The organism is Tractidigestivibacter sp. (assembly GCF_057241865.1).
In genome coordinates, this window is sequence record NZ_DBHHPX010000045.1 from 1 (window position 1) to 15,281 (window position 15,281).

The 15,281-nt window shown below is 63.5% G+C and carries 13 protein-coding genes; 10 read left to right on the forward strand and 3 right to left on the reverse strand.

The genetic code is table 11. The features are described 5' to 3' along the window. Positions 1–63 precede the first annotated feature (63 nt). Together ACO59D_RS11460 and ACO59D_RS11465 are read left to right on the forward strand one after the other, a co-directional pair. On the forward strand, positions 64–300 hold the full coding sequence (locus ACO59D_RS11460) for a hypothetical protein (protein ID WP_485127092.1): 237 nt from the start codon (positions 64–66) through the stop codon (positions 298–300). A gap of 1,630 nt (positions 301–1,930) precedes the next feature. Next, positions 1,931–2,284: an IS3 family transposase gene (locus ACO59D_RS11465; protein WP_485127093.1), complete on the forward strand. Its 354-nt coding sequence runs from the start codon at positions 1,931–1,933 to the stop codon at positions 2,282–2,284. Positions 2,285–2,347: 63 nt separating this feature from the next. Here the strand turns inward: ACO59D_RS11465 and ACO59D_RS11470 are convergent, their stop codons facing one another. Further along, complete coding sequence (locus ACO59D_RS11470) at positions 2,348–3,358, reverse strand: LacI family DNA-binding transcriptional regulator (protein WP_485127094.1); 1,011 nt, start codon at positions 3,356–3,358, stop codon at positions 2,348–2,350. A 488-nt stretch (positions 3,359–3,846) separates the two neighbouring features. Between ACO59D_RS11470 and ACO59D_RS11475 the strand changes: the two genes are divergently transcribed. The 8 genes from ACO59D_RS11475 to ACO59D_RS11510 all read left to right on the forward strand — a co-directional run bounded on the left by ACO59D_RS11475 (position 3,847) and on the right by ACO59D_RS11510 (position 13,529). Beyond that, a complete protein-coding gene (locus ACO59D_RS11475; protein WP_485127095.1) occupies positions 3,847–5,037 on the forward strand; it encodes a sugar ABC transporter substrate-binding protein in 1,191 nt (396 codons plus the stop codon). A gap of 111 nt (positions 5,038–5,148) precedes the next feature. After that, complete coding sequence (locus tag ACO59D_RS11480) at positions 5,149–6,099, forward strand: ABC transporter permease (protein ID WP_485127096.1); 951 nt, start codon at positions 5,149–5,151, stop codon at positions 6,097–6,099. Between the two features lie 15 nt (positions 6,100–6,114). Further along, positions 6,115–7,608, forward strand: coding sequence for a sugar ABC transporter ATP-binding protein (locus ACO59D_RS11485; RefSeq protein ID WP_485127097.1), 1,494 nt, complete (start codon positions 6,115–6,117; stop codon positions 7,606–7,608). 10 nt (positions 7,609–7,618) lie between these two features. Beyond that, complete coding sequence (locus tag ACO59D_RS11490; RefSeq protein ID WP_485127098.1) at positions 7,619–8,602, forward strand: ABC transporter permease; 984 nt, start codon at positions 7,619–7,621, stop codon at positions 8,600–8,602. A 109-nt stretch (positions 8,603–8,711) separates the two neighbouring features. After that, positions 8,712–10,208, forward strand: coding sequence for an L-arabinose isomerase (gene araA / locus ACO59D_RS11495; protein ID WP_485127099.1), 1,497 nt, complete (start codon positions 8,712–8,714; stop codon positions 10,206–10,208). A 137-nt stretch (positions 10,209–10,345) separates the two neighbouring features. Further along, positions 10,346–11,959 (forward strand): xylulokinase, encoded by a 1,614-nt coding sequence (locus ACO59D_RS11500; RefSeq protein ID WP_485127100.1) that lies wholly within the window; start codon positions 10,346–10,348, stop codon positions 11,957–11,959. Between the two features lie 43 nt (positions 11,960–12,002). Continuing rightward, a complete protein-coding gene (locus ACO59D_RS11505) occupies positions 12,003–12,704 on the forward strand; it encodes an L-ribulose-5-phosphate 4-epimerase (RefSeq protein WP_485127101.1) in 702 nt (233 codons plus the stop codon). Between the two features lie 138 nt (positions 12,705–12,842). Then, positions 12,843–13,529 carry a transaldolase family protein gene (locus ACO59D_RS11510; protein ID WP_485127102.1) on the forward strand — a complete coding sequence of 229 codons (687 nt, stop codon included), beginning with the start codon at positions 12,843–12,845 and terminating at the stop codon, positions 13,527–13,529. A 318-nt stretch (positions 13,530–13,847) separates the two neighbouring features. Here the strand turns inward: ACO59D_RS11510 and ACO59D_RS11515 are convergent, their stop codons facing one another. Next, positions 13,848–14,090: a hypothetical protein gene (locus ACO59D_RS11515; RefSeq protein ID WP_485127103.1), complete on the reverse strand. Its 243-nt coding sequence runs from the start codon at positions 14,088–14,090 to the stop codon at positions 13,848–13,850. Between the two features lie 612 nt (positions 14,091–14,702). Continuing rightward, positions 14,703–15,281, reverse strand: a 579-nt coding sequence (locus ACO59D_RS11520) for a transposase (RefSeq protein WP_485127104.1), incomplete at its 5' end; no start/stop codon positions are given.

Genomic DNA, 15,281 nt, shown 5'->3' on the forward strand with positions numbered 1-15,281 from the left:
CATTGCATCAAAGCATCCGGTATCCGGCTCTCAGATGCAACGACTTGAAGATAGGGGGTCACCATGGGAAGCGAGGGCGGACAGAGGGTCGCTCAGGTGGCGAGACTCAGGGACAACACGCCGCTCCGGGACCGGCCGGAATGGCTGGGCCCGAGAGACCTGCAGGAGGTGTTCGGCATCGGCCGCTCCAAGTCCTTCGAGATCTCCAACGTCCTGCCCCACATCAACATCGGACGGTCCATACGCGTGCACAAGTCGACCATCACCAAGGAGCTGCTCGAGAAGGGCTGTCTTCCGTAGCCCGACAGCGCTTCAGCGCTACCAATTCATCACGCGGATTCGGAATACGACCAGAGAATCGCCGCGGGGACGCGCGACTGATGTGTCACGCGTCCCCGCATCTCTTTCACGGACATCGTTTCCGAAACGCCGCTGCGCCGGGGACTGTGATGGGTCCCCTATCCTCGCGCCCCGTCGAAAACACAAAGGCATGATCTCCGGGCCTCCGTTGGGACCAAGGTAGCACAGGGGGCAAGCACCTCTTCCCGCCCCCTGGCGCCGCGCCGCCGCGGAGACCGCAGCGCCACACCCGCAAGGGCGCGGCCTCCGCGGCGCCGTGGCTTGCTCCCTGGGCCCCAACGGGGGCAATAAGGCCCTCACGTTCTAGGAAGGGGTCAGCCAGGGGGTGGTAACGTTTTTCCGTACCGAATCCCTACGCTGCGAGCCCGAGGCTCTTCCGGTACTGTAGCGGGCTCATGCCCCCGAGCGGCCTCTTCCTGCGCTTCTCACTGTGCCCGGCGATGCACTCGCCTGCCTTCGCCCGCAGCACCGACCGCGCCACCCCAGCCGCCCCGCAGGTCGATACCCACCCGGGCCAGCGGTAGCGGCAGCCGCGGCCCGAGTGGGTCACGAGGTGGGGGCGCCCCTCCCCCGTGGTCGTGCCGGGCGCGGCCTCGGGCATGGGGTCCGCCACTGAATTTGAAATTACCCCGCTTTCGTTGACACATCGACTTCCTTATATCGTGTCAGGGGAAGGGATCGGAGGAGGCATGTGCCAACGAAGCACACGCCGGACTTCAAGGAGCAGGCGGTCGCCCTGCACCTGAAGGGCGGGACAACCTACGCGGCCGTAGCGCGGGAGCTGGGGTGCGACCCCGGCTCCCCTTCCGACCGGGTCAGGAGGGCCGCTGACGACGACGGCCCCAAGGAGGGCGACCCCTTCCAGACGCAAGGGGAGATCCGCCGGCTCGGGCGCGAGAGCGCGCGCCTGGGGGAGGAGGACGAGACGCTCTTAAAGGCGAGCGCCTTCTTTGCGACGGAGGCGACGCGGAGAGGGCGAAGCTCCGGTCCATGGACGAGGGCGGGGGCAGGCGGGGCGCCTCCGCCATGTGCCGCGTGCCTGAGGCCACCCGCCAGGGCCACTGCCGGTGGGCGAGCCGCCCGGCCTCGGCCCACGACGGGCGCGACCCGAGACGGCGGGCGTTGTGATGCCGCTGTGGGAAAGGCCCGACGGCTGCTGCGGCGCGCCGAAGGTGCCCCTCGTGCTGCGCAGGGCCGGCGCCTGCGCACCGAAGAGGCGCGTTGCCCGCCTGATGGCCGGGCACGGCATGGCCGGCACGCGCGGGGTCGGGCCCAAGAGGCCCGGCGCTCCGAGGGGCAGGCCAGGGGCAGGCGACGCCGACGGCCCGGTCAGGCGCGGCCTCGGGGCAGATGGGCCCAGCCGGGCGTGGTCCGCCGGCATCGCCTGCGCCAGGACCTGCCAGGGCTGGCCCTGCGTCGCGATCGTCATCGGCATATGGTCGCGCATGGTCGTCGGCCGGGCGATGGGACCTGGGACCGACGCGGCGCTGGCCGACGACGCCCCCCGTCAGGCCTTGTCCACCATTCCGACCATGGATCCCGGTACCGCTCGCCTTCGCTCGGCAAGACGATGCGCGAGCGCGGCATACGCCCGTCGATGGGCGCGATCGCGAGCCCCTGGGACAACGCGCCGGCCGAATCGCTCACGGGCACTCTCGAGCGCGAGCGCGTGCGCCGCAAGGCCTTCGAGACGCGCGAGCAGACGCAGCCCGAGACATTCGAGTACATCGAGACCTCCTGCAACAGGCTGAGGATCCACTCTGCGCTGGGCTACATGAGCCCGGTTGAGTTCGAGGAGAAGATGGCCGAAGAGAGATGCGAAAGACGCCGTCAACGCGGCGTAGAAGCTGTCAACGAAACTGGGGTAATTTCAAGGACGAGGAGCGGGGCGGGACCAGGTTCTTCGCGGAGTCCAACTTGGTAAGGCTTCTGATACAGCCCCTTGTGCCATGCCAGATGACGTGCTGTGGAGGCCTCCTTCGTACAGCTACCGCTCGATGGTGCGGACGCTCTGCCTCTCGATTAGGGTCGTGGACAGATGCGTCATGCGCGAGTAGTCCGTGGGCTGGCGCACCGACTCCACGAGCGCGCGCACGGCCAGCTCGCCCATGGCCCGATTGGGTACGCGCATGGTGCTGAGGGGCGGACTCGCGATACTGGCAAAGTTGAGGTCGTCGAATCCGAACATGGAGACATCCTCCGGGATCCTCGCGCCATGCTCCACGAGCGCGCGCATGCAACCGAGGGCCATGATGTCGTTCTCGGCGAAGAAGGCCGTGGGTAGCTGGGGGTCGTGCGAGAGCCAGGCCTTCATGGACTCGTACGAGGAGCTGACCGTAGTCCCCACCACCACGCGGTGGGCCGGATTGGCCACCAGCCCGTGGTCCTGCAGGGCGTGGATGTAGCCCCGCTCCCTCAGGGGGAAGTTCTTGATGGCGGTCTCTCCCCGGATATAACCGATATCGCGATGCCCGTGCTCCAGAAGGTAGGTGACAGCACGGTAGGCGGAATTCTCGTTGGAGGTGACGACCGCCTCAAAGAAATAGCGATTGCTCCAGCCGTCACAGACGACGATGGGGGCCTCGCTCTGGACAAAGAGGTCGTAGTCGTCCTCATCCATCTCGGTGCCCAGCAGCACGATGCCCGTGGAACTGTCATGGCAGAGTAGCTCGGCTTGGCTGCGAGTGCCTTCCTTGTCCAAGATTTCCAGGGTGGAGAAGCTCATAGGGAAGCCCATCTGCCTTGCCTGCCGTTCGGCTCCGTCAATGACGCCGGGATGGAAGGTGCCCTCATCGAGAATACGTCCCGACTTGCGAGCGATGATGAAACGGAGGCGATCGATATGGCCAGGATGCTGGTAGCCCATCGCCTCGGCGCAGGCAAGCACGGCGGCCATCGCCTTTTTGCTTACGCCGGGCTTGTTGTTGAGCACGTTGGACACCGTGGCGGGTGAGTAACCGGTCCTCCTGCTGATTTCCCTGACTCCCATGCGGGCCATGCATGATACCTCCTACAATCTCTCTATCATAAAAACATATCATTCATTCGTTTTGGTGTCGAGAATGAGGCCTGAAAGCACAGGTATAAGGCGCCTACGATGGACTGACGGCCGATAGTGAACAGATGTCGTTTCGTTCAGCAATCACCCAGCGCCTTTGCAGGCCACCCCTCGTGGAGTCGCGCCGCATAGGTGGTCCCTCTTGCATCTCGACATCTGACCCAAATCTAAACATACTGACTGTTCGTTTATATTCAAAAGCAAAAAATACCGTTTAACGTGTTAAATGTGCCGTTCGCGTTTTGCGGCTTGTCGGCTAATCAAACACTAACTAAAACAGAAGATAGCAAGTAACTAAAGTTAATCGCGCTAAACCATGAGGAATTAACTATCTAAACACTTCTGATGTACGGGCTGGTTCAGGTCCCCAGAGGAGTGGCCCTTTGGGGAGGGAATGCGGGAAAACCCGCAGTGAAAGGAGAACACCCATGAAAAACATGTCCCGTCGCACCTTTTTGAAGATGGCCGGTCTGACCGGTGTAGGAGCGGCCGGCCTCTCGGCTTGCGGTGGATTGGGCTCGGGAGATGGCGATTCGAATGAGCCAATCAAGATAGGCGTCTCCATTTGGAGTTCGACCGATGCGCTCGGAAGCCTTTCCGTCGACATCATCAAACGCGCGGCTGAGGCGCTGGGCGACGTCGAGATCACCTCGGTCGTCGACCAAGGGCATGTGTCCGAGCAAGTGACTGCCTCAATCGAGACCCTATGCGCTGCAGGTTGCCAGGGTATCGTGGTATGCAACTCGGCAGACTCGGAGATGACCTCGGCCATCAACACCTGCAACGAGAACGGTGTCTACCTCGCGCAGTTTTATCGGATGATTTCCGAAACCGACTCGCCGGAAGTCTTTGAGGTTGCCAAGAACTCCGAGTACTTCGTGGGCTCGGTCCACGAGGATGAGGTGGGCAACGGCGAGAGGCTTATCGAGCTGCTCTCTCAGGATCGTGACGATGTCCCAGAAGGCATCCAGAAGGGTTCGCGCAACATCAAGCTCGAGGCATGGACCGTGGGCGATGCCACGTTCCAGCTGCGCTGGCAGGGATACAAGAACGGCGTCGAGGCTTGGAATGCCGCCAACCCCTCCGACAAGATGACGCTCTCCGAACCGGTCTACGCCAACACGTCCTCCTCCGAGGGCGCCAACATCACCCAGCAGTTCTACAACCAGGACAACACCATGGATGCCCTAATCGTGGCCGGTGGCGGCGGCGACCCGCTGGTCGGGTCGATCGGCCAGCTGGCGAACATGAACCTCACCGGCAAGATCCGCGTGGTCTCCACCGACTTCCTGGACGATCTCGAGTATCAGCTTGAGAGCGGCGGCATGTATGCCGAATCGGGCGGCCACTTCTGCGACCCGCTCTATGCTTTCCTGCTGGTCTATAACGCCGTCAAGGGCAACTACGCGGTCAAGACGGGTGAGTACGGATACGAGATCCTGTTCCCGTACGTCTTCGTCTCTTCGGTCGACGAGTACAAGGCCTACGAGCAGTACTTCGTGGAGCAGCCTCCTTACGATGATGATGAGCTGCGCGAGCTCGGTGCGATGAGCTTCGACGCCCTCAATGCGGCCGCCACGAAACTGTCCATCGAGGACGTCATGACGCGCCACGCGTAATAGCGGTCCTGCAGGGCCCGCGCAAGGCACGGGCCCTGCACTTGCTTCTGCTCGAAATCCATCCGGGATTCATACCCGTAGCCAAGCCTCAGGCAAGGAAGGAAGCCCTTCATGCAAGCTACTCTCAAGAAGCTGAGGCAGAGCCGATACTATGGCATAGGGCTGCTGATACTCATCGCCATAGTCATCTGGGCTGTCTTCAAGTTGCTTACACCTTCGAACTTCGGAGATCCGGAGAAGCTGATCTCATATCTGCAAACCGCCCTTATCCATGCCATCGGAGGCTGCGGCCTCTACTTTATCTGCGTCATGGGCCTCTTTGACTTCTCCATAGGCGCCATGATGATACTGGCCGAGCTAGCGGCCATCGCCTTCGTCCCACAGCTGGGCTACGCCTCCGTAGTGGTTGTCCCGGTGCTCGTGGGGCTTTTGCTGGGCATCTGCAACGGAGTTGCCTACATCAAGATGCGCATCCCTTCGATCATCGTCACCACCGGCCTCTCGCTGCTATACGAGGCGGCATCGGTGTGGATGGCCAACATTAACGGAACGCGCCTGCCGTCAAGCTACAACGCCTTCGGGTCGTATCCTTGGAACCTCATCGTGGCGCTTGCCGCCTTCTGCCTGTGCGGATTTTTGCTCAAGTACACCAAGGTGGGCACCTACACCAACGCCATCGGTGCAAATGAGCTGGTGGCCAAGAACATGGGCGTCGACGTCGATCGGTATAAGGCAACCGCCTTCGCTCTCTGCGGTCTGTTCGTAGGCATCATGTCCATCCTCTATTTGGGCTATGGCACCGCACAGACTCCGCAAACGGGCATGCTCTCCCAAGCGCTTAACTTCAAGCCGCTTATGGGCACCTTCTTCGGGCTGGCGTTCAGGAAGTACGGGCATCCGGTGGTCTCCATCGTCATCGGCGAGTACATAGTCTCCATGATCTTTGCGGGATTTGTGGCCATGGGTGTGCCGACCACCATCAACAACATCGTCACAGGCGTCACGCTGCTGGCTATCGTCACGCTTACCACCAAGCGCTTCAACGGCGCCGTGGTCAAGTAGGAGAGGAGGTTTACCATGACAAAGCAGGTCATGCTCCGTGCCGTGGGCATCGACAAGCGCTTTGGGCCCACGCATGCCGTGGACCATATCTCCCTCGACTTTGCCAAAGGCGAGATTCATGCGCTGATCGGTGAGAACGGCTCAGGCAAGTCCACGTTCACCAATATGCTGACGGGCATCATTCCCATCGACGAGGGGACCTTCGAACTCGACGGAGTTCAGATCGTGCCCAAGAACCAGGTCGATGCGAACCACCTCGGGGCAGCCGTCATCGTCCAGGAGCAGGGCACGCTCGATGGCCTGACCGTGGCCGAGAACATGTTCCTCGGCGACGAGGACCAGTTCATGAACCGGGGTATCAAGAACACCTCGGCGATGTACCGGAAGGCGCAGGAGCTGCTCGACTCCTATGGATTGAGCCGCATCAAGGCGTCCGATCCCATAGAGTATTACAACTTCGAGGATCGCAAGCTGGTTGAGATTGTCAAGTCCACCTGGTTCAAGCCCAAGGTTCTCGTGGTGGACGAGACCACCACGGCACTCTCGCAGAACGGGCGCGACATCCTCTTCGACGTTATGCGGTCTGTACGCGACGATGGGCGCACCGTGATTTTTATCTGCCATGACATGTCCGAGGTGCTGATGATGTCTGATACCATCTCGATTCTGCGCGACGGCGAGTTCATTGCCACCGTCAGCGCATCTGAGGTGGACGAGGACGAGCTCAAGACGCTTATGGTTGGCCGTCAGATGTCTGAGCACTACTATCGCGAGGACTATGGGTGCCCCCGTACGGGCGACATCGCGATTTCCATGCGCATGGTGTCGGTGCCAGGGCAGTTGGAGGACGTTTCCATTGATCTTCACAAAGGAGAGATTCTGGGAATCGGGGGCCTCTCGGAGTGCGGGATGCACGAGGTGGGAAAGGCACTGTTCGGCGCGTCATACGACCGCGCCGGCGAGGTCGTCCTCGCGGACGGCACCTCTATCGATAGCATAGCCACGGCCATTGACCATTCCATCGCCTATGCATCCAAGGACCGCGATAACGAGTCGCTGCTCATCAACGATACCATCCAGGACAACATCACCCTTCCTTCGCTGCGCAGAATGGGCCTTCCCCTGCGTGCGAGCAAGCTGCGCGACTTTGCCACCACCTTCGCCAACGCCATGAGCATAAAGATGGTGGGGGTCGACCAGTTCGTCTCGGCGCTGTCGGGGGGCAACAAGCAGAAGGTCGTTCTCGCCCGCTGGCTGGGCGCAGAATCGGACATTCTCGTGCTCGACTCTCCGACCCGTGGCATCGACATCAGGGTCAAGGCAGATATCTATGCGCTGCTGGACGGGATGCGCCAGGAAGGCAAGGCAATTCTTGTCATATCGGAGGAGATCATGGAGCTTATAGGCATGTGCGACCGCATCATCGTGATGAAAGACCGCAAGATTGCGGGCGAGTTCGAGCGTCGGCCCGATATGACCGAGCAGGATCTCATCGCCCTGATGGTGTAGGAGGGAAAAGATGACTGATACCGTCAATGCTGCAGTGGCAAATCCCGTTCACGCGAACCTGCGCGGTGCGCTCGGAGGCGGGAAGTTCCGCTCAATGCTGCCCATCCTGGGATTCGTGCTGATCGCTGTCTCCTTCGCCATTGCCACAGGTGGGAGGCTCGTGCAACCCAACAACGTCCGCCTCATTCTCAACTCCACGTATGTGCTGCTCATCGCATCCATCGGTGTGTTCATGATCATGACCATGGGATCGCTCGACTTCTCGCAGGGCTCCATGATTGGCCTGTCCTGCATCGTGGTCTGCAAGCTGTCCCAGACGAGCCTGCCGCTGGCCATTCTGGGTGGCATCGCCTGTGGCATGGCAGTAGGGGCGGTCAATGCCTATTTCCACGTAAGGCGCCAGATCCCATCGTTTATCGTGACCATCTGCACGATGTTTCTCGTGCGTGGCATCGTGGCCTATCTCACCACCAACTCCCCTGTGATGGGGGCCAGCTACCTCCAAGCAGATTTCAATAAGACGGGCTTCCTGCTGCCGATAACGATTACGTGCCTCGTAATCTTCTATCTTGTCTTTACCTTCACTCCTCTGGGTGCCACGCTCAAGGCCGTGGGCGCCGGGCAGACCCCTGCGCGTTTTGCGGGCATAGACGTGGCGCGCACCAAGATGCTGGTCTACATTGTCGCTGGTGCTATCACGGGCTTTGCCGCCTTCGTGCTTGCCATTCGAAACGGCTCGATGACGGCGACGGGCGGAAACATGCTCGAGACGCAGATCATGCTGGCACTGGTTCTGGGTGGTCTTCCCATCTCGGGTGGGGCCAAGGTGCGGTTCTCTAACATCGTGGTGGGCGTTCTTACCTACTGCGTCCTCGACCGTGGCCTGGTCATGATGGGGCTCCAAACGGATATGAAGCAGTTCATCACAGGCATTGTGTTCCTGGTTTTCCTTGCGCTGTTCTCAGACCGTGAGTCCATCCAGTTTATTAAGTAGGCCTCCTTCCTTCCCCGGGGCTCCCTGGTCATTCTCCCCTCGGGGAGCCCCACCCCTCACTGCCCCTCGTCCACGGTCGCATCGCGACAAGCAAACAAAGGAGTCGAACATGCTCAACATCAAGAAGTACCAATTTTGGTTCTGCACCGGGTCCCAGGACCTTTACGGTGACGAGTGCCTGGAACACGTTGCCGAGCATTCTGCCCAGATCGTTAAGGTACTCAACGCCAGCGGCGAGCTGCCCTTCGAGGTTGTGCTCAAGCCCACGCTCATTACCAACGAGCTGATTCGTAAGACCTTCAACGAGGCCAACAACGACCCGCTGTGTGCCGGCGTCATCACGTGGATGCACACCTTCTCGCCGGCAAAGTCCTGGATTTTGGGCTTGCGCGAGTACCGCAAGCCGCTCTGCCATCTCGCCACGCAGTTCAACGTGGAGATTCCCTGGGACACTATCGACATGAACTTCATGAACGAGAACCAGTCGGCCCACGGCGACCGCGAGTTCGGCCACGTCTTTACGCGCGTTGCCAAGAACCGCAAGGTCATCTTCGGCCACTGGGCCGACGCGCGGGTGCGTGCCGAGCTAGCGGCCTGGATGCGCACCGCCGTGGGCTCGGTGGTGAGCAGCACGGTGCGCGTGTGCCGCTTCGCCGACAACATGCGCAACGTGGCCGTGACCGAGGGCGACAAGGTCGAGGCGCAGGTTCGGTTTGGCTGGGAGGTCGATGCCTGGCCCATCAACGAGCTGGTGCCCTATGTGGACGAGGTGAGCCCCTCCGAGGCGGCTGCCCTCACCGACGAGTACTATGACCTCTATGACCTCGTCCTCGACGGGCGCAATCCAGACGAGTTCCGTCGTCACGTCGAGGTCCAGGCCGCCCAGGAGATCGGCATCAAACGTTTCCTGGAGGACCACAACTATCAGGCTGTCGTCACGCACTTCGGTGACCTGGGCGGCCTCAAGCAGCTGCCGAGCCTCTCCATCCAGCGTCTCATGCAGAAGGGCTATGGCTTTGGCGCCGAGGGCGACTGGAAGTCGGCTGCCATGGACCGCGTCATGAAGGTCATGGCCGCGAGCGTGAAGGATGCCAAGGGCACCTGCTTCATGGAGGACTACACCTACAATCTGGTGCCGGGTGCCGAGGGCATCCTCGAGTCGCACATGTCCGAAGTCGACCCGAGCATCGCTGCCACCAAGCCGGCCATCCACGTGACGCCGCTGTCCATGGGTGACCGCGAGGACCCGGCCCGCCTCGTCTTCACGAGCCATGAGGGTGCTGGCATTGCCACCTCCCTCATCGACATGGGTGAGCGCTTCCGCCTAATCATCGCCGAGGTTGACGCCAAGAAGCTCGACAACGCCATGCCCAACCTGCCGACCGGCACCATGTTCTGGACCCCGCGCCCCAACCTCAAGACGGGCGTGGAGACCTGGATTCTGGCGGGCGGCGCACACCACACCGTGTTCTCCTTCGACCTGACCACGCAGGAGATGGTCGACTGGGCTGACGAGATGTGCGTGGAGTCGGTGGTCATCGACAGCGAGACCTCCGTCCGCAGCTTCAAGCGCGACCTCATGCTGGGAGCCGTGGCCTACCGCTAGGAAGTGAGTCCTCGATGCGTGGGCCCTGCGCCCGGCGCACCGGGGCATCCGCCGGCCTTATGGACGTGCGGCCGGCGGCACAAGGGGCGTCGTCCCCATACCGGTCCCCATACCAACTACCTCAAAGGGAGAGAGCAATGACAACGGATATGAACGGCGCTGCGCGGTCAATCGAGGCGGGTGCTTGCATGCTGGGCATCGAGTTTGGCTCCACGCGCATCAAGGCCGTGCTCATTGATGAGGACTTCGAGGTGCTGGCTGTGGGTACCCACGACTGGGAGAACCGGCTGGAGGACGGCCTTTGGACCTACACCTCAGACGACATCTGGGGAGGTCTCGCCGGCTGCTACGCGAGCCTCAAGGCGGCGGTGCGCGAGCGCTACGGTGTGACCCTCACGCGTCTTGCAGCCCTGGGCGTGAGCGCCATGATGCATGGCTACCTTCCCTTTGACGCCGAGGGCAAACAGCTCACAGCCTTCCGCACATGGCGCAACACCAACACGGGCGAGGCATCCGCCGAGCTGACCGCGCTCTTTGGCTTCCACATCCCCGAGCGCTGGAGCATAGCGCACCTGCGCCAGGCCATGCTCGACCACGAGCTACACGTGCATGACGTCGCGTTCATCACGACGCTTGCGGGGCTCGTGCACTGGCGCCTGACGGGACAGAAGGTGCTCGGCGTGGGAGATGCGAGTGGCGTCTTTCCCATCGACTCGCTTACCGGCACCTACAACGGTGCGATGATGTCACGCTTCGATCAGCTCGCCGCGAAGGCTGAGGTGCACTGGCACCTTGCTGACCTGCTGCCCAAGCCGCTGGCGGCGGGCGAGTTCGCCGGGCAGCTCACCGAACCCGGCGCGCGCCTGCTCGACCCGTCGGGCGATCTGCTGCCCGGCGTGCCCCTCTGCCCGCCCGATGGCGACGCGGGGACGGGCATGGTGGCCACCAACTCGGTGGCCCCACGGACGGGCAACGTCTCGGCGGGCACCTCGATCTTTTCGATGGTGGTGCTCGAGCACGCGCTAAAGGACGCCACCAACCCTCAGGTCGACCTCGTGACCACGCCGGCAGGAGATCCCGTGGCCATGGTGCACTGCAACAACTGCACCTCCGACATCAACGCATGGGTCGATTTGCTCTCGAGTTACAGCGAGCTGATGGGCCAGCCGGTCGAGAGGGGCGCCCTCTACGGCACGCTCTTCACGGCGGCGCTCGCGGGCGACAAGGACGCCGGTGGGCTGGTGAGCATCCCCTTCGTGTCGGGCGAGACCGTCATGGGCGTGCAGACCGGCTACCCGCTGGTGCTACGTGATCAGAACGCGAAACTCACCATCGCCAACCTCATGCGCATGAACATCATGTCGGCCTTTGGGGCACTGGCTGTGGGCAACGACGCGCTGCGCGCGGAGGGGGTCGTCATCGACCGCCTGTACGGGCACGGCGGCATCTTCAAGACGCCAGGCGTGGCGCAGTCGCTCCTGGCCGCCGCGCTGCAGGTGCCGGTCACCGTCATGGGGACGGCCGGTGAGGGCGGCGCCTGGGGCATCGCCGTGGAGGCGGCCTACCTGGTCCTGCGCGAGAAGGGCGAGGACCTGGCGAGCTTCCTCTCCGGGCGCGTCTTTGCGCAGGTGAGCGGCCAGACCTTGGAGCCCAACCCCGCCGACGTGGGAGGCTATGCCCTCTACCTGCAGCGCTTTGTGGCCGCCAACGAGGCCGAGAAGGCCGCCGAGAAGGCGCTCGCAAGCAAGTAGCAAACGTGGCCAGGGGCACCTCCCCTGAGGAAAGGAGCGAGACATGATGCTCAGGGAGCTGCGCGAGGAGGTCTACGAGGCCAACATGGACCTGCCGCGCCATGGACTGGTGGTGTTCACCTGGGGCAACGCCTCGGGCGTGGACCGCGAGCGGGGACTCTTCGTGATCAAGCCCTCCGGCGTGTCCTACGAGGACCTGTCGCCGGAGAACCTCGTGGTGTGCGACTTCGACGGACGTGTGGTGGAGGGCGAGCTCAACCCCTCCTCGGACACGGCGACCCACGCCTACCTCTACAAGAGCTGGGGGGGCATCGGCGGCGTGGTGCACACGCACTCCAGCACGGCCGTGTCGTGGGCGCAGGCGGGCCGCGCCATCCCGTGCTACGGCACGACGCACGCGGACTACTTCTACGGCCCCATCCCCTGCATGCGCGGACTCACCCCAGCCGAGATCGACGAGGCCTACGAGCTCAACACGGGCAAGGTGATCGTGGAGGGCTTCGCGGGGCTCGACCCGCTAGCCGTCCCCGGCACGCTGGTGCGCAACCACGGCCCCTTCTCCTGGGGCAAGGATGCCGCACAGGCCGTGTACCACGCGGTGGTGCTCGAGGAGGTCGCGCGCATGGCCCTCAACACCGAGGCGCTCGAGGTCTCGGTCGAGCCTGCCCCGCAGTACCTGCAGGACAAGCACTACCAGCGCAAGCACGGCCCCAACGCCTACTATGGACAGTCATCCGCATCGTAGGGTCAACTCCGTTGGACGGGCTTTGAATGACCTGCGCTTCTCTCCCTTCCTTCATCGCCAGACAGGCCCTCGGGTGGGTCTGTCCTATGGCGTTGACTGTACCGCGAAGCATATCGAACCATACGATAGGAGCGAACCATGAAGTTCTTCATTGATACCGCCGACTTGGCCGAGATCGAGGAGGCCAAGAGCTGGGGCTGCCTCGCCGGCGTCACCACCAACCCGACCCTGTACTCCCGCACGGGCGGCAAGCTGGCAGACTTCGAGCCGCATATGCTCAAGATTGCCGAGCTTTGCGCGGGCCTGCCCGTCTCGGCCGAGTCCACCGCCGAGACGACCGAGGCCATGGTGGAGGAGGGCCGCCGGCTCTCCGCGCTCGCGCCCAACATCGTTGTGAAGCTCCCCCCCATCTGCGAAGCCGCATTGGCGGCGTGCCTCACGCTTGCCGACGAGGGCGTGCGCATCAACATGACGCTGGTCTTCTCTGCCCCGCAGGCGCTGCTGGCCGCCAATGCCGGAGCCCGCTACGTGAGCCCCTTCGTGGGCCGCTTCGATGACATCGGCAATGACGGTATCGCGCACCTGGCCGACGTGGTGGCCGCGCTCAAGAACTACGACTGGGCGGGCAAGAACGTGGACGACCAGGTGGAGATCATCACCGCGTCGGTGCGCACGCCCAACCACGTGACCCAGGCGGCCCTGCTCGGCGCCGACATCGCCACCGTGCCCTTCGCGGCGCTCAAGAAGTGCCTGCACCACCCGCTGACCGACCAGGGCCTCGCGAGCTTTGCGGCCGACTGGGAGAAGGTCAAGGCACAGGCCTGATATGTAGTACTTCCTGCCAAGGGGGTAAGTTCGGCCAGCCTCGGATTTCTCCGGGGCTGGCCGAACGATTGCTACGCCCACTCTGCGGGAAGACTCCCTCGGAAGAGCGTCGATGGTCTGATGCACGTTGCGAGTCTGACATTCGCGTGTTGGGTGACGCGTTTCGATGCCTCGGCTGGGGAGTGTTGCCTGTCCAGAACCGTGCGTAGCCATCGTGGTGGCTGCACATAGGCCGACCGCGAGTTTCCCCACGCGCTTCGGACGGGGGCCCGTGCCGCAGGGGTGGAGTCATGGGGATAGGAGGGCCTGCGAGCCCTCCTATCCCGCACGGGCGAGCGCCCAGACGAAGCCGGCGAACTCGCGGGCGACGGCCACGTTGGCGACGTTGGGCCGCTTGCCCCCATCCCTGAGGTAGCGGGACCTTGCGTGCAGGCGCCCGTTTGCCTTGTCGGCGATGCGCGTCGCCCCGGCGGACGCGTCGGGCGGCATCCGGGCCGACTCCGCCGCGGGCAGGTGCGCCCGCGCATGGTGCCAGGCGCCCTCCACGAGAGGCCTCCTCACGTGGGAGTTGCCGCACTTGGTGATGGGGCCCCCGACGCCGGCTCCCTCGACGACGACCCGGACGGCGCGAGCCCCACGAAGTTCATGAAGCCCCGCGCCGTGGGGAACCTTCCGAAGCCCCCGATCTCGGAGGTCTTGTCGTCGTCGCGCGAAAATGTCACCCCCTCCCATCCTGGGACAAGCTCGTTCCATCACCGAATGGGAGGGACCGGAGATGGACAGGGCAACGAAGGAGGAGGCGCTACGGCTGCTGGGGAAGAAGGCGGGCGGCGCAGGGATCACGTATCCGGAGACAGGGCTCGAGACGGGCTACGGCAGGCGCCGACCCATCGGGCTCTCGCACGGGCTCGAGGGATCCGGCGAGGCTGCGGCCCTGGTGCATGGGAATTCCGGACCGAGGCCGCGCAATGCGGCACGGCCGGGGGAGGTCGCCTGTCTCCGGAAGCTCGAGGGGCTATATCCGAACGTGGTGAGCGCCCATTCTAGAGGCATCTGCATCGGGGGTGTCTCCGAGAACCCCGCAAAAGCGGACGGCGTCGGGCGCTACGGGCCCTGCATGCGGGGGCCCACATGGTTCGGGGACTCCTCGCGGGGGGTGTCCCTATAGTTTTGTCAAGCCGTAGCAGGCGGCTTTTCTACAACGTTCGCCGGCGGCTCCACATATGGCACCCGGTCGCGCATCACCGCATGGATGACGCGCAGCCTCTTGCGTGCCACTGCCTTGAGCGCCTTGTTGTGCCTCATGCCCCTCGCGACGCAGGCATCGCAGTACCTCCCGAAGCGGCTCTTCGTCCCCACGAGGGAGTCGCAGCCGAATACGAGGGGGTTCTCGGGGGCCCTGTCGCCTCCGCGGGCATCCCTCTGCGACCTGATGGACGATCCCGAGCCGTGGCCCGCAGGCACGAGGCCGCGGCATGCGGCGAGCCTGCCGTCCCCGGGGAAGGGCGACATGCCGACCGGCGTGGCGAGCGCCGATGCTGTCTTGGGGCCCATGCCCGGGATGGCGGGCGGGCACCGGTGGGCCTCGTCGTCCCGGGGCGGGCGCCCAGGCCCTGCGGAGGGCCCCGCCCCCTCGGGACCGGCCTCGGGGGCCTCCCCGGCAAGGCCCCTTGCAGGCATGCCCTCTGCATCGGGACGGAAGGCCGGGGAGGCCGAGCGCATGGCTGCCCCCCAGAATGCGTCCCCTGCCCG